The sequence below is a fragment of the Streptomyces sp. NBC_00104 genome (genome assembly GCF_045160825.1).
Taxonomy (GTDB): domain Bacteria; phylum Actinomycetota; class Actinomycetes; order Streptomycetales; family Streptomycetaceae; genus Streptomyces.
Genome location: NZ_CP108215.1, coordinates 2,015,773 through 2,031,504, shown reverse-complemented (window position 1 = coordinate 2,031,504; position 15,732 = coordinate 2,015,773). Strand labels below are relative to the sequence as shown.

16 protein-coding genes and 6 tRNA genes are annotated in these 15,732 nt (G+C 68.8%); 13 read left to right on the top strand and 9 right to left on the bottom strand.

The features are described from left to right. Positions 1–30: 30 nt before the first annotated feature. On the top strand, positions 31–333 hold the full coding sequence (locus OG272_RS08855) for a zf-TFIIB domain-containing protein (protein WP_327732302.1): 303 nt from the start codon (positions 31–33) through the stop codon (positions 331–333). Between the two features lie 79 nt (positions 334–412). Here OG272_RS08855 and OG272_RS08850 read toward each other — a convergent pair. The 5 genes from OG272_RS08850 to OG272_RS08830 all read right to left on the bottom strand — a co-directional run bounded on the left by OG272_RS08850 (position 413) and on the right by OG272_RS08830 (position 890). After that, positions 413–484 (bottom strand) — tRNA-Val (locus OG272_RS08850). Between the two features lie 34 nt (positions 485–518). After that, positions 519–590 (bottom strand) — tRNA-Val (locus tag OG272_RS08845). Positions 591–630: 40 nt separating this feature from the next. After that, positions 631–702 (bottom strand) — tRNA-Val (locus OG272_RS08840). Position 703: 1 nt separating this feature from the next. Next, positions 704–777: transfer RNA gene (locus tag OG272_RS08835), tRNA-Cys, on the bottom strand. Positions 778–817: 40 nt separating this feature from the next. Next, positions 818–890 (bottom strand) — tRNA-Gly (locus OG272_RS08830). 157 nt (positions 891–1,047) lie between these two features. Here OG272_RS08830 and OG272_RS08825 point away from each other — a divergent pair. From OG272_RS08825 to OG272_RS08815, 3 genes are read left to right on the top strand one after another with little or no spacing between them, the layout of a single operon-like run. Beyond that, a complete protein-coding gene (locus OG272_RS08825) occupies positions 1,048–2,091 on the top strand; it encodes a chorismate-binding protein (protein ID WP_327730561.1) in 1,044 nt (347 codons plus the stop codon). Beyond that, positions 2,088–2,909: an aminodeoxychorismate lyase gene (locus OG272_RS08820; protein WP_326584065.1), complete on the top strand. Its 822-nt coding sequence runs from the start codon at positions 2,088–2,090 to the stop codon at positions 2,907–2,909. The genes OG272_RS08825 and OG272_RS08820 overlap by 4 nt, the downstream gene beginning before the upstream one ends. A 53-nt stretch (positions 2,910–2,962) precedes the next feature. Further along, complete coding sequence (locus OG272_RS08815; protein ID WP_326584066.1) at positions 2,963–3,787, top strand: GNAT family N-acetyltransferase; 825 nt, start codon at positions 2,963–2,965, stop codon at positions 3,785–3,787. An 80-nt stretch (positions 3,788–3,867) separates the two neighbouring features. Here the strand turns inward: OG272_RS08815 and OG272_RS08810 are convergent, their stop codons facing one another. Continuing rightward, positions 3,868–4,386, bottom strand: a complete 519-nt coding sequence (locus tag OG272_RS08810; protein ID WP_326584067.1) for a DsbA family protein — start codon at positions 4,384–4,386, stop codon at positions 3,868–3,870. A 159-nt stretch (positions 4,387–4,545) separates the two neighbouring features. Here OG272_RS08810 and OG272_RS08805 point away from each other — a divergent pair, with 159 nt between their 5' ends. Together OG272_RS08805 and OG272_RS08800 are read left to right on the top strand one after the other, a co-directional pair. Further along, positions 4,546–5,001: a hypothetical protein gene (locus OG272_RS08805; RefSeq protein ID WP_405893004.1), complete on the top strand. Its 456-nt coding sequence runs from the start codon at positions 4,546–4,548 to the stop codon at positions 4,999–5,001. Between the two features lie 180 nt (positions 5,002–5,181). Then, the gene (locus OG272_RS08800) at positions 5,182–5,334 is read left to right on the top strand and encodes a hypothetical protein (RefSeq protein ID WP_200300465.1); all 153 of its coding nucleotides are present in this window, start codon (positions 5,182–5,184) and stop codon (positions 5,332–5,334) included. 96 nt (positions 5,335–5,430) lie between these two features. Here OG272_RS08800 and OG272_RS08795 read toward each other — a convergent pair whose 3' ends face one another. Then, positions 5,431–5,991 carry a CGNR zinc finger domain-containing protein gene (locus tag OG272_RS08795; RefSeq protein WP_326584069.1) on the bottom strand — a complete coding sequence of 187 codons (561 nt, stop codon included), beginning with the start codon at positions 5,989–5,991 and terminating at the stop codon, positions 5,431–5,433. 304 nt (positions 5,992–6,295) lie between these two features. Next, positions 6,296–6,709 (bottom strand): SsgA family sporulation/cell division regulator, encoded by a 414-nt coding sequence (locus OG272_RS08790; RefSeq protein WP_004002642.1) that lies wholly within the window; start codon positions 6,707–6,709, stop codon positions 6,296–6,298. Positions 6,710–6,900: 191 nt separating this feature from the next. Between OG272_RS08790 and OG272_RS08785 the strand changes: the two genes are divergently transcribed. Beyond that, the gene (locus OG272_RS08785; protein WP_326585903.1) at positions 6,901–7,380 is read left to right on the top strand and encodes a TIGR02611 family protein; all 480 of its coding nucleotides are present in this window, start codon (positions 6,901–6,903) and stop codon (positions 7,378–7,380) included. A gap of 78 nt (positions 7,381–7,458) precedes the next feature. Next, positions 7,459–7,533 (top strand) — tRNA-Val (locus tag OG272_RS08780). Positions 7,534–7,763: 230 nt separating this feature from the next. On the opposite strand, the gene OG272_RS08775 is transcribed toward OG272_RS08780, so the two are convergent. Then, a complete protein-coding gene (locus OG272_RS08775) occupies positions 7,764–8,369 on the bottom strand; it encodes a hypothetical protein (RefSeq protein ID WP_326584073.1) in 606 nt (201 codons plus the stop codon). A gap of 655 nt (positions 8,370–9,024) precedes the next feature. Between OG272_RS08775 and OG272_RS08770 the strand changes: the two genes are divergently transcribed. From OG272_RS08770 to OG272_RS08750, 5 genes are all read left to right on the top strand, one after another. Further along, positions 9,025–10,314: an extracellular solute-binding protein gene (locus OG272_RS08770; RefSeq protein WP_327730563.1), complete on the top strand. Its 1,290-nt coding sequence runs from the start codon at positions 9,025–9,027 to the stop codon at positions 10,312–10,314. Further along, complete coding sequence (locus tag OG272_RS08765; RefSeq protein WP_257563056.1) at positions 10,314–11,312, top strand: carbohydrate ABC transporter permease; 999 nt, start codon at positions 10,314–10,316, stop codon at positions 11,310–11,312. Before OG272_RS08770 ends, OG272_RS08765 begins: the two co-directional genes overlap by 1 nt. After that, positions 11,312–12,211, top strand: a complete 900-nt coding sequence (locus OG272_RS08760) for a carbohydrate ABC transporter permease (protein ID WP_326584075.1) — start codon at positions 11,312–11,314, stop codon at positions 12,209–12,211. The genes OG272_RS08765 and OG272_RS08760 overlap by 1 nt, the downstream gene beginning before the upstream one ends. A gap of 12 nt (positions 12,212–12,223) precedes the next feature. Further along, positions 12,224–12,832 carry a hypothetical protein gene (locus tag OG272_RS08755; RefSeq protein ID WP_326584076.1) on the top strand — a complete coding sequence of 203 codons (609 nt, stop codon included), beginning with the start codon at positions 12,224–12,226 and terminating at the stop codon, positions 12,830–12,832. Positions 12,833–12,944: 112 nt separating this feature from the next. Beyond that, positions 12,945–15,692 carry a Tat pathway signal sequence domain protein gene (locus OG272_RS08750; RefSeq protein WP_405893003.1) on the top strand — a complete coding sequence of 916 codons (2,748 nt, stop codon included), beginning with the start codon at positions 12,945–12,947 and terminating at the stop codon, positions 15,690–15,692. Positions 15,693–15,732: the final 40 nt, after the last annotated feature.

The window sequence follows — 15,732 nt, the reverse complement described above, 5'->3', positions numbered from 1 at the left end:
AACGCCGAGGAGTTGACCCGAACCATGCACATGCAGTGTCCGAAGTGCCATGCGCCGATGCACACCTACAACCGCAGTGGCGTCCAGATCGAGCAGTGCAGCGGCTGCCGCGGGATCTTCCTCGACTACGGCGAGCTGGAGGCGCTGACCCGCATGGAGGGCCAGTGGGGCGGCGGCGCGGCCGTTCCGCCGCCGCCGGCCGCCCCGCAGTACCCGGCGGGCGGCGCTCACAACGCTCCTGCCTGGGGCGCCCCGCACGGCGGTCACCACGGAGGCCACCACGGGGGCCACGGTCACAACCGCGGCTTCGGCCACATGCTGTTCTCCAGCTGAGCCGCGCGTCGGGCGCTCCCGCGCCCGTACGCACGACGAAGCCCCCGGCCGTACGAGACGGCCGGGGGCTCGGTGGGAGTGGACGATACTGGGATTGAACCAGTGACCTCTTCCGTGTCAGGGAAGCGCTCTCCCGCTGAGCTAATCGTCCTCGGGATCACAACCCGGGGGCTGTGGATCTTGCGTGCGCGATACTGGGATTGAACCAGTGACCTCTTCCGTGTCAGGGAAGCGCTCTCCCGCTGAGCTAATCGCGCGGGGCGAAGCCTTGCGGCTCCAGAAGTCCTGAGACCTCAGTGGACGATACTGGGATTGAACCAGTGACCTCTTCCGTGTCAGGGAAGCGCTCTCCCGCTGAGCTAATCGTCCTTGGAGGTGGAGACGGGATTTGAACCCGTGTAGACGGCTTTGCAGGCCGTTGCCTCGCCTCTCGGCCACTCCACCAGGAGTGCGGGGGTTCGGGAAGATCCCCCGGCTTCCTACGAGCGGACGACCAGGTTCGAACTGGCGACCTCAACCTTGGCAAGGTTGCGCTCTACCAACTGAGCTACGTCCGCTTGTCGGTTCCGGCCCGCTTTCGCGTCCCGGCGACGAGTTGAACTCTAGCGGATTCCGGGGCCAGTACAAAAACGCGTTTGTGCAGCGTGCTGCGGTGCGTCCAGTCCGAGACCCGGCCGGGGCCGCCCGCGGGGCACCCGTCCTAGACTCGACTGCGTGCCCGACCTCCCTCCGCTCGCCCGCTTCGGCAACCTCGTGGCCACCGGTCTCACCGATGTGACCAGCGACGCCGCCGCCCTGGACTCCTCCGGCTTCTGGGCCGTGTGCGCGGACTACGAGGGCGGTCTGGTGTGCGCGCGCTTCCGTGACGTACGTCGCGAGCCCGCGCCCGCTCCCGTGCCGGGGGGATGGCACGGGCCGCGCGTCGACGACTGGACGACGTCCCTCGACCGCGCCGCGTACACGGCGGGGGTGCGCCGGATCCGCGAGCACATCGCCGCCGGCGAGGTGTACCAGGCGAATCTCTGCCGGGTGCTGTCCGCGCCCGTCGCGCCGGACGCCGACGTGGACGCCCTGACCGCGCTGCTGGCCCGTGGCAACCCGGCACCCTTTGCAGGAACGATTCGCCTCCCCGCGTACGACGTCGAGATCGCCACCGCCTCCCCCGAACTCTTCCTGCGACGCGACGGCCGGGTCGTCGAGTCGGGCCCGATCAAGGGCACCGGACGCACCGAGGCGGACCTCCTGGAGAAGGACTACGCCGAGAACGTCATGATCGTCGACCTGGTGCGCAACGACATCGGGCAGGTCTGCGCCACCGGCACCGTGACCGTGCCCGACCTGTGCGTCGTCGAGAAGCATCCGGGGCTGGTGCACCTGGTGTCGATGGTGCGCGGTGAACTGCGCGACGGCGCCGGCTGGCCGGAACTGCTCGCGGCCGCCTTCCCGCCCGGCTCCGTCACCGGGGCGCCCAAGTCGAGCGCCCTGCGGATCATCGACGCCCTGGAGACCGCCCCGCGCGGCCCGTACTGCGGGGGCATCGGCTGGGTCGACGCGGACCGGGGCACCGGAAAACTGGCCGTCGGCATCCGTACCTTCTGGATCGACCGGGCGGCGGGCGAGCTCCGCTTCGGCACGGGCGCGGGCATCACCTGGGGGTCGGACCCCGAGGCGGAGTGGCGGGAGACCGAGCTGAAGGCCGCCCGGCTGCTCGCGGTAGCGTCGGGAACGTACGAGGCGAGTGGGAGGACCCTTACGTGAAGATCTGGCTCGACGGCGGACTGCAGGACATCGACTCCGCCCGTGTCTCCGTCCTCGATCACGGACTGACCGTGGGCGACGGCGTCTTCGAGACCGTGAAGACCGTCGACGGGCGGCCGTTCGCGCTGACCCGCCACCTCCACCGGCTGGCCCTCTCGGCCCGCGGCCTCGGACTGCCCGAGCCCGACCTCGACGAGGTGCGCCGCGCCTGCTCCGCGGTCCTGGAGGCCGATCCGGTGGCGCTCGGCCGGCTGCGCATCACCTACACCGGCGGGGTCTCCCCACTCGGCTCCGACCGTGGCGACCACGGACCGACCCTCGTCGTCGCCCTCGGCGAGACCGCCCGGCGCGCCGACTCCACCGCCGCGATCACCGTCCCCTGGACCCGCAACGAGCGCGGCGCCCTCACCGGCCTGAAGACCACCTCGTACGCCGAGAACGTCGTCGCCCTCGCCCGCGCCCACGAACAGGGCGCCACCGAGGCGCTGTTCGCCAACACGGTGGGTCGGCTCTGCGAGGGCACGGGCTCCAACGTCTTCGTCGTCCTCGACGGCGAGATTCACACCCCGCCGATCGCCTCCGGCTGCCTCGCGGGCATCACCCGCGCGCTCGTGGTCGAGTGGACGGGCGCCCGCGAGACCGACCTGCCCCTGGACGTCCTGGAGCGCGCCGACGAGGTCTTCCTGACGTCGAGCCTGCGCGACGTGCAGTCCGTACACCGCGTCGACGACCGCGAACTGTCCGCCACCCCGGGCCCGGTGACAGCCAAGGCGATGCGGGTCTTCGACGAGCGGTCCGGTGACGACCTTGATCCGTAAAAGCCTCGGATATTGAGCTGACCCGGCGGTCCGGAGCGGGTAGAACACCCGTGATGACCACCACCCTGCGGCCCCTCGAGCCGCTTCAGCACGCCGCCGACGGTTCGCGTTCGCGCCGCTACCAGGTGTGCGTGAACAGCCGTCCCGTCGGCGAGATACACCTCGGTACGCGCCCCGATCCAGGGACCTCGGCCGCCCGGATCCTGGATCTGCGGATCGACGAACCCGACCGGCGGCGCGGCCGGGCCACGGTGGCCGCACTCGCCGCCGAGGAGGTGGCCCGTGGGTGGGGCTGCCGGCGGATCGAGGCCGCCGTCCCGGCCGCCGCCGAGCCCGCACTGCGGCTGACGCAGGCGCTCGGCTACGTCCTGCGCAACCGGAGCATGCGCAAGCCCCTCGACGCCACCCCGCCCGAACTGCCCGTCGGCAGCCGGGGCCGGCCCATGACAGAGGCCGAGTACGGGCCGTGGAAGGAAGCCGGGCTGGAGGGCTACGCACAGGACCTGATCACCCGTGGCGTGCCCGAGGCGGAGGCGTACGCGAGGGCCGCCGACGACTACGTGCGGTGCCTGCCGCAGGGAGTGGCCACCGAGGACAACCTGTGCAGCGTGCTGGAACACGAGGGCACGAGAGTCGGCACGCTGTGGTTGTGGCTGCGTGACGACACCGCCTTCGTGTACGACGTGGAGGCGGACGCCGGACATCGGGGCAGGGGGCACGGCCGGACGCTCATGCTGCTGGCGGAGGCCCAGGCGACGGTGGCCGGGAAGACCGCGATCGCGCTCAACGTCTTCGCGGGAAACGTCCGGGCCGAATGCCTCTACGAGTCGCTCGGCTACGAGACGACGACCTACCACCTGTCCAAGCCACTGCTCTGACGGCCGCCGACAGGCGCCCGCGGCGCTCGCGGTGCGTCACCCCGGTCGTCGGCTGCCCCGGCCGTCGGGTGCCCCAACCATCAGGTGCCTTCGGCCAGCAGTCGGTCGGCGATCTCCTCGATCCGCTCGCGCAGCCCCGCCTGGCTCTTGCCGCCGTCGAGGCGCTCGCCGCCGATGACGTAGGTGGGGGTGCCGGTCACGCCGATGGCCTTGCCCTCGGCCTGGTCGGCGTCGACGATCAGGATGTGCCGGCCGTCGATCAGCGCGGTGTCGAACTCCTCGGCGTCCAGACCGAGTTCACTGGCGGCCTCGACCAGGAACGGCTCTCCGGTCCGGTCCAGCTCCTCGACCCGGCCGAGCACGGCCTCCACGTACGGCCACGCCTGCCCCTGCTCGGCGGCCTCCTCGGCGGCCTGCGCGGCGGCGAAGGCGTGCTTGTGCTTCTCCAGCGGGAAGTGCCGCAGCCGTACGTCGAGCCGGTCGCCGTAACGGGCCCGCAGTGTGCGGATGTCGTCGAGGGCGCCGCGGCAGTCGGGGCACTGGAGTTCGCACCAGACGTCCAGGACGACGGCGGACGGTGCGGGGGAGAAGTCGCTCATGGTGATCAGTCTTCCAGCTTCCCGGGAGGGGGACCGACCCCGAGACGACCCGGAGATGTCCCTGAGGTCTCCCCGGAGCATGGCATATCGGACGCATGGCGGTGCAGGATGGAAGGGACGGAGCGAGACCGCCCGCCCGAGCACCGCCTGGAGGATCGGATGATTGCCGAGACAGTCTGCGCCGCCGTCTCCGTGGCAGGCCTGGGCATCGCCGCGATCACGGCGTATCGGAAGCGTTTCCTGCGGGCGACCCGTATCGCCGCCTATTCCCTCGTGCCTCTCGGTCTGGTGATGACCGGGGTCGTCGAGTGGGTGGCGGACAGCGCGTTCAGTCCGACCGCGTGGGCAGGCTTCGGCGTGCTCGGCGCCGCCTGGTTCCTGTTCATGACCACTCGCGTCGTCGAGCGACGCCGCGCGGCCCCCGGCAAGGAACGCAAGGAGGCCAAGGCGTCCCGCACCGGGGCGATAGCCCCGGCGGCCTCGGCGCCCTCGCTGGGCCAGGGATCCCGGCCGGCTGCCCGCCCGGCGGCGGCACCCCGGGCCGGCCGTTCGGGAACGTCCGGGGCGGACGACTTCAGCGACATCGAGGCGATCCTGAAGAAGCACGGCATCTGACCTCCAGGAGCACGGCCGAGGGCCGCCGGGAGCGCCGCGGACTGAAACGACACAGAAGGTCGGGCGGCGGCACCGAAGTGATCACGTTCGCTCCGTAGGGTGTGGATATTGGCGAACTCTCCGTCATTCCTGGTGGGTTGATCGCGCGGAGGGTCTCCGCTGCGTCATCATCGCGGCGAGATGCTGGACACAACACAGAGCGACACCACCGCCCCACCCCAGGAGCGGCGAGGTTGTCTCTTCGCGCTCTCCCAGCCACCGCTGATGATCTTCCTAGCGGTGATCGGCTGCCTGCTGCTCATGGCGTCACTGCACGACCTGCTGATGCTCTGAGCCGTAAACGGAGCCCCTGACGTCACCCGTCGAGGGCTCCGTCAGTCCCGGTCCACACCCTCGCCGCCGAGGCCGACCCGCCCCCGGCCCGTCGCCTCAGCCCGCCGCCTCCTTGCGGCGTGCCCGGTAAGCGGCGACATGCAGGCGGTTTCCGCAGGTGCGGCTGTCGCAGTAGCGGCGCGAGCGGTTGCGGGAGAGGTCGACGAAGGCACGCCGGCAGTCCGGCGCTTCGCAGCGGCGCAGCCGCTCCTGCTCCCCGGCGACGACGAAGAAGGCGAGCGCCATGCCGCAGTCGGCCGCGAGATGGTCGGCGAGGGACGCGCCGGGCGCGAAGTAGTGGACATGCCAGTCGTAGCCGTCGTGATCGGTGAGCCGGGGCGTGGTGCCCGCCGCGGCGATCAGATCGTTGATGACCGCGGCGGCATCGGCCGCCTCGGGGGCCGCGAAGACCTCCGCGAACCGGCCGCGGACCTTGCGTACGGCCGCGAGGTCGAACTCCGACAGCACGCCGACATCGCTGACCTCGTGGTTTCGTACGAAGTCGGCGAGCGCCGCGACATCCGCGAGCCCGTCCGTCGCCGTGTCGTTCTCCGGCACGGTGTTCACCAGATCCACCACGGCGTCGAGGGAACACCGGGTGTCGTGGGTGATCAGCACGTATTCGCTCCCTGGCCTGCGAGGGTCGGGCGGGCGCCCGCCGATGCTGGCCGATGGTAATGGCTCGGCGAGGCGGTGGGCCGGTGTGGACCGGCTCGGCGCACACCTCTGGTACGAGCGGAACGGCCCAGGGGGCCGATTGGTGCCCCGGTCCCGTTCCGCTCGGTCACGGCACGGCGACGCCGCCGCGCGGAGGTCCGCGACGACGGCGTCGGTGGGTCGGCCTGAAGCCGTATTCGGTTGTCTAGGCCCGAGCCGTCTCCCCGAGTGGACGGCGCCGGGCGGCTCTGTGGGCCCTCGCCCCCTAGCTCTCCGCCAGGATGTGCGAGAGCTCCTGATCGAGGTCGAAGTGCCGGTGTTCCGTGCCAGGTGGCACGGCGGCGTCTGTGCGCTTCAGGAAGGACTCCAGGGCCCGCGCCGGGGCTTCGAGGAGGGCTTCGCCCTCCGGGGAGCTCAGGGCGATGCACACGACGCCCTGGCCATGGCTGCGCGACGGCCAGACACGGACGTCGCCGGTGCCGGTGGGCCGGTGCAGGCCCTCGGCGAGGAGGTCGCGGGCGAACACCCATTCGACCGTTTCCTCTGCTCCGGTGTGGAAGGTGGCGTGCACGGCGTAGGGATCGGCCGTGTCATACCGCAGTCCCGCGGGAACAGGCAGTGAGGACTCGCTCGACACAACGAGGCGCAGGTGCAGCTCGCAGCTGACCGTGGTGTTCATAAGCGCCAAGGCCTTTCGCTCAGTGTGCGCTCGGGGATTCGCACGTCGGCGAAATCGACATGCCACCTACGGTGCCGTTGTAAACCCCTCTGGGAGTTTTGCGTCGCTTTTAGTAGCTCATCCGGCCGAGACCGTCTTCTGTGGATACGGCCATTCCGGTGACCGGTTTCTCTCCGGTAGGGTTTGGCTGTATGGACACGGGGAGTGACGGGACGGAGGAGGCCGCCGCGGCGGCCGACGGAACGAAGAGTGACACGAACGTAGCGAACAGTGAGGCCGATGTGGCCAAGGACGAAGCGCCGCTCGGATCTCGTGCGCCGGAGTTCGTCAAGGCGCGGCGGATGCTGCACCTGAGCTGGCAGGTGGTCATCTTCATCGTCGGGCTCGCGGTGGTCGTGGCGGGCGTGATCATGCTGCCGCTGCCCGGCCCCGGCTGGGTGGTGATCTTCGGCGGTATGGCGATCTGGGCGACGGAATTCGTCTGGGCCCAGTTGGTGTTGCGCTGGACCAAGCGGAAGGTCACCGAGGCCACGCAGCGCGCGCTCGACCCCAGAGTCCGGCGTCGCAACATCATTCTGACGACGATCGGCCTGGTGATCGTGGCCGCCCTCGTCGGTTTCTACGTCTGGAAGTTCGGCTTCGAGATGCCCTGGAACATCAAGGACCAGTGAATCCCGCCGGGTCGCACGGGGTATCCGGGGTGTGGTCGGAGGCACCCTCTGACATGGGGTAATGTTCTTTCTGCATCCGGGCGATTAGCTCAGTGGGAGAGCGCTTCGTTCACACCGAAGAGGTCACTGGTTCGAACCCAGTATCGCCCACCACCCGATGATGACCCGGCCCACGGAAACCGTGGGCCGGGTCGTTTTCGTCATGGTGGGTCGCTTTCCGGGTGCACCCCCCGCTTGAACCCGGCCGTCTGCCGCCTGCTCATGTCGCGCTGGCATTCACTGCTCGAACTGCTCGAACTGATGGGACTGCTTACTGCAGGACCCGGCTACGAAGTTCATCAGGAGCGTGCCCGGGTGCATGGGCACACATCAGGCAAGGCCGCTCAGCTACTGCCCATCTTGTGGCCGATGTTGGCGGCGAACGTCCCCCACGTCCTGTTGGCAGTGTTCTTGTTCAGCCCGTCCGGAATGGTCGGCTTGGTGACGTAGGCGCGGACACCGAGGTAGAGGTACCCGTGCTTCCGGTAGATGGTGAAGTAGATCCGGGAGCCCGTGCCGTCGAAGTGGCCCTTCTTCGCGATGAAGTGCCAGCCGTACTTGACGCCGCCGCGGTAGACCTTCACCGGGGCCTTCTTGCAGCCGAAGGGATCCGCGAAGCACGCCGTCAGGTTCATGGTCGTGCCGTCGCGTGTGGGAAGCTTCTTCGCGGCGCCCTTGACGGGGAAGGTGCAGCCGCCGAAGCAGTTCTTCAGGGCGTTGAACGCCTTCTTCTCGGCGCCGGCCTTCGTCTTTCGCTTCACGATCTGGAAGTTGTACTTGTAGAGCAGACGCGAACCCGCCGCCGAGGCGTCGGTGGCGGGAGCGGCGGGCGCGACCTGCGCCGTCACGGCGGTGACCGGCGCGACGGGCGCGGCGGACGCGGGAGTGGTGACGGCAAGGCTGCCGACGGCGGCGACGGTGGCCAGGGTCAGGCCTAATGTCCTACGCATGAGGTTCCTTTCGCCCCATTCGGGAATCGAAGCGATGCGGAGCTCGTCGAGTCGAGCCCGAGCCGGATCGTTTCAGAGGTCTGATCAGGCGCGATAGTGCCCCAAAGGGCAGTGCCCTATGGGGCTCCGGCCGGATCGCCTGATCTTGAGTCGGTCGCTGGTGGCGTTCTCCTGGAACCGGACGGGCACGGGCCTCCGATGGATCATGGAGTTCTCCACGCTTCGACAGTGGCGAGGGTGCCGTGTTCGTCCCGGCGTCCTCCCGCACCGCCGTCCCCGCCTCGCGTGAGGTCGGCGCGAAGGTGGGCGAGCGCCAGGTCGGAGCGCGCACCTCACCCGCACGGTTGGCGCCGTCCGCCACCTGATCGCGGCGCGTGGCGGGGTCCTGTCCGCCGCGTGGCGCTTTCAGCCCCGCCCCGAATGCGTCTCAAGGTCGTGGTCGCGGCCGTTCCGTCGACGGCAACTCTCCTACCTGGGCGTTTACTTGACCGGCCGTCACGACAGGGCCCTCGCGGCCTGCCCGGCTGTCTCTCGGCGTTCGAGTAAATCCTGTCCGAATCATTGACGTCTCCTGCGGGGCTCCGTAGCTTGTGCCAGCAAGCGCTTACTTGAAACGATTCATGAGGCGGACGCGGTGTCGCGGGGAGGCTCAACCATGCAGCAGGGCAAGAACGTGGAGAGGCGGACGATCCTCAAGGCGGCCGGAGCCTCACTGGCCGTCGCGGGTCTGGGGGCGACGGCCACGGCCTGCGGCGGTGGCAGCGGGTCGGGGGACGGGACGGTGACGATCCGTTACGCGTGGTGGGGTGCGGAGGACCGGGCGGAGCGCATCAAGAAAACCATCGCGCTTTTCGAGAAGAAGTACCCGAAGATCAAGGTGAAGACGGACTTCCAGGTGTATCCCGATTTCTGGAAGAAGTTCAACACCCAGGCCTCCGGCGGCAATCCGCCGGATGTCTTCCAGAATGCCATTGGCTTCCTGCGGAAATATGATGCGAAGAATGTGCTGCTCGATCTCAACGCACAGGTCGAGGCGGGCAACCTCTCCCTGGACGGCTTCCGGGCGGGCCTGGAGAAGTTCGGCGAGGTCGACGGAAGGCTGCTCGGGGTTCCGGTCGGTTCCAACTCGATGGCGCTGGTGATCGACAAGCCCGTGTACACCAAGTCCGGTGTGAAGCCGGAGCAGGGCTGGACCTGGGACGACTTCGACGCGGCGATGAAGAAGATCCGGGACAAGGCGGGGCGCGCCGGCGACAGCGGCATGTACGGGGTCATGTACCTGTACGACCTCTACCTGCGCCAGAACGGCAAGGCGTTCTTCACCGAGACCGGTCTCGGCTTCACCGAGGCGGACCTGAAGGAGTGGTGGACGAAGGCCGAGAAGGGCATCAAGGAGGGCATCTACGCCGACCCCAAGAAGGTCGCCCAGACCAAGCCCAAGTCGGCGGTCGCCGCGGAACTCGCCGCCGGTGAGTTCACCTGGGACAACTTCACCGTCCGCTACACCTCCGAGGGCAAGAGCGAGTACGGTCTGGCTCCCATCCCGACCACCGACGGCAAGAAGACCGGCCAGTACCTCGGCTCCCTCATGCTCAGCGCGTCCAAGCGCACCCAGCACCCCAAGGAAGTCGCGCAGTTCATCGACTTCATGGTGCACGAGCCCGAGGTCGCCAAGATCATGGGCTACGACCGCGGTGTGCCCGCGACACAGGCCCAGTACGACGCGTTCAAGCCGACCGACCCGGTGAACAAGGCCATCGCCGAGTACGAGCAGTCCCTCGTCGACGCCGGTGTCCTGGAGCCCATCACCCCGCATCCGAACGGGGCGGACATCTGCGAGGCCGGGTTCATGCGCATCGCCGATGAACTCGCTCTGGGCAAGCGGTCGGTGGACGACGCCGTCAAGCAGTTCTTCACCGAGTCGAAGACGGCTCTCGGTAGCTGATGGGAACCGCCGTGACACACGCCCCTGCGATGGAGGACCTGACCAAGGACTCCGAGCCGCGGCACCGTCCGGCCAAGTCTCCTCGCCCCGCCGCACTCAAGCGGCGGGGCCGCCGGGAGACCCTGGCCGGCTATCTCTTCATGTCCCCGTGGATCGCCGGGTTCCTGCTGCTGACAGCGGGCCCTATGGTCGCCTCGCTCTACTTCGCCTTCACCGACTACAACCTGTTCGACGCCCCCAAGTGGATCGGCCTCGACAACTTCTCCGAGATGTTCGCCGATCCGCGCTGGCAGAACTCGGTGCGGGTGACCCTCTGGTACGTCGTCGTCGGTACGCCGATCAAATTGATCGCCGCCCTCGGTGTGGCGCTACTGCTGGCCCAGAAGCGGCGCGGACAGGCCTTCTACCGTGCCGCCTTCTACGCCCCGTCGCTGATCGGGGCGAGCGTCTCCATCGCGATCGTGTGGAAGGCGATCTTCTCGGACGACGCCATCGTCGACCGTACGCAGAAGCTTTTCGGGATCGACGTCGGCGGCTGGACCGGTGACCCGGACCTGATCATCTACAGCCTGGTGGCGCTCACCGTCTGGCAGTTCGGTGCCCCCATGGTCATCTTCCTCGCCGGTCTCAAGCAGGTGCCGCGTGAGCTGTACGAGGCAGCCGAGGTCGACGGGGCGGGTACGTTCCGGCGGTTCTGGAACATCACCCTGCCGATGATCTCCCCGGTCCTCTTCTTCAACGTCCTGCTGGAGACGATCCACTCGTTCCAGATCTTCAGCTCGGCGTACATCGTCGGCGGCGGTGCCGGAGGCAGCGCCTGCGGTCCGGCCGACGGCTCGATGGTCTATACCTGTTATCTGTACGTCCAGGGCTTCGAGAACAGCCGCATGGGCCTGGCCTCCGCCATGGCCTGGGTGCTGCTGGTCGCGGTCGCCCTGGTGACGGCGGTGCTGTTCTGGTCCCAGAAGCGCTGGGTGCACTACGAGGAGGGTGCCTGATGAGCGCACAGGCCACCGAGATCACCCCAGCCCCGGCCCCGTCCACGAAGGGGGGCGCCCTCCGGCGCAAGCTGCCCGGCTCCCTCGCCTGGCACATCGGATCCCTGCTGATCCTCGCGGTGATCCTCTATCCGGTGATCTGGGTCGTGGGGGGTTCGTTCAAGAACAGCGATGACATCGTCGGCAGCCTGGACCTGTTGCCGAGCGATCCGATCATCTCCAACTACACACGGCTCACCGACGGCATCGCCGACATCCCGATCTCCACGTTCTTCTTCAACTCGCTCACCCTCGCCGTGGGTTCGGTGGTCGGGATCCTGGTGTCCTGCTCGCTGACCGCGTACGCCTTCTCGAAGATCAAGTTCGCGGGCCGCAATCTGCTCTTCACGCTGATGATCGGCACCCTCCTGTTGCCCTACCACGTGCTGCTGATCCCGCAGTACGTGCTGTTCCGCAACATGGGCGCGATCGACACCTACACCCCACTCCTGCTCCCGAAATACCTGGCCACGGAGGCGTTCTTCGTCTTCCTGATGGTGCAGTTCATGCGGAACCTGCCCAAGGAACTCGACGAGGCGGCCCGGCTCGACGGCTGCGGCCACTTCCGGATCTACTGGTCGATCGTGCTGCCGCTGTGTCGGCCCGCGCTCATCACCAGCGCGATCTTCACCTTCATCAACGCCTGGAACGACTTCATGGGCCCGCTGATCTATGTGAATACGCCCGACAAGTACACGGTCTCGCTCGGTCTGAAGATGTTCGTGGACCAGGACGCCGTGGCCAACTACGGCGGCATGATCGCGATGTCGCTGGTGGCCCTGCTGCCGGTGCTCGCCTTCTTCCTCGCCTTCCAGCGGTATCTGATCGACGGCATGGCCACCTCGGGCCTGAAGGGCTGAGGTGAGCTGACCATGGCCCAGGCCCGTGCCCGTGCGAAGGCCGCCGCACCCCGCGAGGAGTCCGTGCTCGCCGAACGGTTCGCGCTGTTCGCCGAGTGTCTGCTCACCGGAGTGTGGATCGCGCTGGCCGCGCTGCCGCTGGTGACGTACCCCGCGGCGTTCGCCGCCGGCTCCCGCCACCTGAGGCGTCGGACGGCTCATGAGGGCGGCGGCTGGCGGGAGTTCGTGGCCGACTTCCGGACGGCGGTGCGCGGAGGTTGGCTCGTCGGGCTCGCCGGGTGGGTGGCGCTCGCGGCGGTGTGGGTGGACGTCCAGGCCGTACGCGCCGGGATCCCGGGCGGGCCGCTGGTCGGTGCGATCGGGATCCTCGCGCTGATCGGCGCCGCCGTCGCCGGACTGCGCGCGGCGGCGGTCTGGCGGCCCGGTGCCACCTGGCGGGCCCTGCTCGGCGCGGCCGGGCGGCGGACGGTGCTCGACCCCGCCGGATCCTTTCTGCTGGTCGGCGGACTGGGCGTGGTGGCCTGCTCCGCCTGGTTCGTCGCGCCTCTGGCGATCCCGGTTCTCGGGGCCGTCGCGGCAGCGGCAGTCGCCGTCGAGGAGCGGTACCGGCGCCGCCGCTGACCGAAGCGGCGGAGCCTCGCACCCAGGTCGGTGCCCTCGGAGGTGCCGCACCTCTCTCTGTCATGCCCCTGACTACCCGCACGCAAGACTTCCCGTTCGGAAAGGAAAGGCCATGTCCCCCATCGACCGCAGGTCCCTTCTCAAGGCGGCCGCCGTCGCAGGAGCCGCCGCGCAGTTCAGCTGGGCTCTAGGGAGTACGAGCGCGCAGGCCGCGCCCAGAGCCGAGGCCGCGGAGGCGGACCCGGTGACCCTGGACTGGCTGGAGGACGGCGGACTCGGCGCCGCTCCCGGTTCGACGGTGGGTGTGCCGTGGCCGAAGGGCGCGTACGAAAAAGAACAGTCGTTTTCCTTGACGGACGCGGACGGCAAGGCCGTGGCGGTGCAGTCCTGGCCGATCGGCTACTGGCCCGACGGCTCCGTGAAGTGGACGGCACACGCGGTGGGGGCGGGCGCCGGTTCCGGCAAGCTCACCCTCGCCGCGGGCACGCCGGCCGCGCCCCAGAAGAAGGTCACCGTCGACAAGAGCGGCGGCACCATCGACGTGTCGACCGGTGTCATCACCGCCAGGATCGGCAAGAGCGGCTCCACGCTCGTGAAGTCCGTGCTGCGCGGCTCCACCGAGATCGCCAACACCGGCCGTCTGGTCCTGCTGCGCCAGCCCGAGATCGAGGACGGCGACCAGGGCACCGAGAAGTACGAGCGCTTCGAGAGCGTCATCGACGAGGTCGAGGCCGAGCAGGAGGGCCCGGTCCGTGCCGTCGTCCGCATCGACGGCAAGCACCGCAAGGGAAGCCGCAGCTGGCTGCCCTTCTCGATCCGCCTCTACTTCTACGCGGGCGCCGAGTCGTTCCGCATGGTGCACACGATCACCTTCGACGGCACCCAGGAGCCCGGAAAGGCCAGCGGCGACTTCATCCGCGGCATCGGCGTCCGCTTCAAGGTCCCGATGCGCGACGCCGCGTACGACCGGCACATCCGCATCGGCGGTGAGGGCACGGGCCTGCTGCGCGAGGCGGTCAAGGGCGTCACGGGTCTGCGGCGCGACCCGGGTACGGCGGTCCGCACGGCCCAGTTCGAGGGGAAGAAGCTGCCGGACCCGTCCACCTGGGACCAACGGGTGACGACCCGGCTGCAGTACATCCCCGAGTGGGGCGACTACACGCTCTCGCAGCTGTCCGCCGATGGCTTCGGTGTCCGCAAGCGCACCAAGAAGGGCCACGGCTGGATCCCGGCCGGCGGTGGCCGGCGGGCGAGCGGCTTCGGGTACGTCGGCGGCGCGTCCGGCGGTTTCGCCTTCGGGCTGCGGGACTTCTGGGAGAAGTTCCCCGCGCAGCTCGACATCCGCGACGCGCACACCGACACCGCCGAGGTCACCCTCTGGCTCTGGTCGCCCGAGGCGCAGCCCATGGACCTGCGCTTCTACCACGACGGCATGGGCCAGGACACCTACCCCGAGCAGCTCGAAGGCCTCAACATCACGTACGAGGACTACGAGCCCGAGTTCGGCACCCCCTACGGCATCGCCCGCACCAGCGAACTCCTCTTCTGGGCCCACGAGTCCACCCCGAGCGCCGAGGACATGGCCAAGCAGGTCGAGGCCGTCCGCACACCCCCGCAGCTCGCCGCCCCGCCCAAGCAGCTCATCAAGGCGGGCGTCTTCGGCAAGCTGTTCTCCGAGCCGGACCGCTCCACCGCCGCCAAGGCGAAGATCGAGGACCACCTCGACTTCCTCTTCACCTATTACAAGGACCAGGTGGAGATGCGCCGTTGGTACGGCTTCTGGGACTACGGCGACATCATGCACAGCTACGACCCCAGCCGCCACCAGTGGTGCTACGACGTCGGCGGCTACGCCTGGGACAACTCCGAACTCTCCCCGGACCTGTGGCTCTGGTTCGCGTACATGCGTTCCGGACGTGCGGACATCTTCCGTTTCGCCGAGGCCATGACCCGCCACACCGGCGAGGTCGACGTCTACCACCTGGGCAAATGGGCCGGTCTCGGCACCCGCCACGGCGTCCAGCACTACGCCGACAGCGCCAAGCAGCAGCGGATCGCCAACACCACCTACCGCCGCTACTACTACTTCCTCACCGCCGACGAACGCGTCGGCGACCTCATGCACGCCAACGTCGACTCCGACGAGACGTTCCTCGTCCTCGACCCCATCCGCAAGATCCGCACCGAGCCGTACACGCCCGACCGGCACGCTCTGTCGATCGGCTTCGGCACGGACTGGTCGGGGCTCGTGTCGGCCTGGCTGACCGAGTGGGAGCGGCGCGGCCCGAAGTGGGAGAAGGCCAAGGCGCGCGTGCTGTCGACGATGGAGACGATCGCGGCCCAGCCCAACGGCTTCGTCCAGGGCAACGCGCTGTACGACCTGGACACCGGCAAGTTCGCCGTCGCCACCGAGCCCAGGGTCGGCGTCTCGCACCTGTCGGCGATGTTCGGCCTGGTCGAGCTGAACGCCGAACTCCTCGACCAGGTCGAGATGCCCAAGTTCAAGGAGGCGTGGCTCGACTACTGCCGCTACTTCAACGCGACGAAGGCGGAGCAGGCCGCCCGCTACGGTTCCAACTTCGGTTCCCTGCTGCTCTTCCAGGGCCATTCGCGGCAGGACGCGTACGCGGCGGTCCAGTTGGGCGACGACAAGCTGGCGGCCCGGGCGTGGCGGCAGTTCTACAACAGCGTCGACACCTGGGACTACAAGGAGTCGACCGACTGGTCCACGAAGAAGATCGAGGGGCCGACGGCGCTCGTGCCGGGCAGCGAGGCGGCATGGGTGTCGACCAACGCGACGGCGCTGTACGGGTTGGCGGCGATCCAGAACCTGGCGTTGGTGGGCGACAAGATGCCGTGACGCTCCGCTCGGGGCGCCGGGGGCTGGGGACGCTTGGCGT

Bases quoted from the DNA above. Each gene is read 5' to 3' on its own strand.
- OG272_RS08855 (WP_327732302.1), top strand. From the start codon at position 31: ATGCAGTGTCCGAAGTGCCATGCGCCGATGCACACCTACAACCGCAGT.
- OG272_RS08815 (WP_326584066.1), top strand. From the start codon at position 2,963: ATGACCACCACCCTGCGGCCCCTCGAGCCGCTTCAGCACGCCGCCGAC.
- OG272_RS08810 (WP_326584067.1), bottom strand. From the start codon at position 4,386: ATGAGCGACTTCTCCCCCGCACCGTCCGCCGTCGTCCTGGACGTCTGG.
- OG272_RS08805 (WP_405893004.1), top strand. From the start codon at position 4,546: ATGATTGCCGAGACAGTCTGCGCCGCCGTCTCCGTGGCAGGCCTGGGC.
- OG272_RS08800 (WP_200300465.1), top strand. From the start codon at position 5,182: ATGCTGGACACAACACAGAGCGACACCACCGCCCCACCCCAGGAGCGG.
- OG272_RS08790 (WP_004002642.1), bottom strand. From the start codon at position 6,709: ATGAACACCACGGTCAGCTGCGAGCTGCACCTGCGCCTCGTTGTGTCG.
- OG272_RS08785 (WP_326585903.1), top strand. From the start codon at position 6,901: ATGGACACGGGGAGTGACGGGACGGAGGAGGCCGCCGCGGCGGCCGAC.
- OG272_RS08775 (WP_326584073.1), bottom strand. From the start codon at position 8,369: ATGCGTAGGACATTAGGCCTGACCCTGGCCACCGTCGCCGCCGTCGGC.
- OG272_RS08770 (WP_327730563.1), top strand. From the start codon at position 9,025: ATGCAGCAGGGCAAGAACGTGGAGAGGCGGACGATCCTCAAGGCGGCC.
- OG272_RS08765 (WP_257563056.1), top strand. From the start codon at position 10,314: ATGGGAACCGCCGTGACACACGCCCCTGCGATGGAGGACCTGACCAAG.
- OG272_RS08760 (WP_326584075.1), top strand. From the start codon at position 11,312: ATGAGCGCACAGGCCACCGAGATCACCCCAGCCCCGGCCCCGTCCACG.
- OG272_RS08755 (WP_326584076.1), top strand. From the start codon at position 12,224: ATGGCCCAGGCCCGTGCCCGTGCGAAGGCCGCCGCACCCCGCGAGGAG.
- OG272_RS08750 (WP_405893003.1), top strand. From the start codon at position 12,945: ATGTCCCCCATCGACCGCAGGTCCCTTCTCAAGGCGGCCGCCGTCGCA.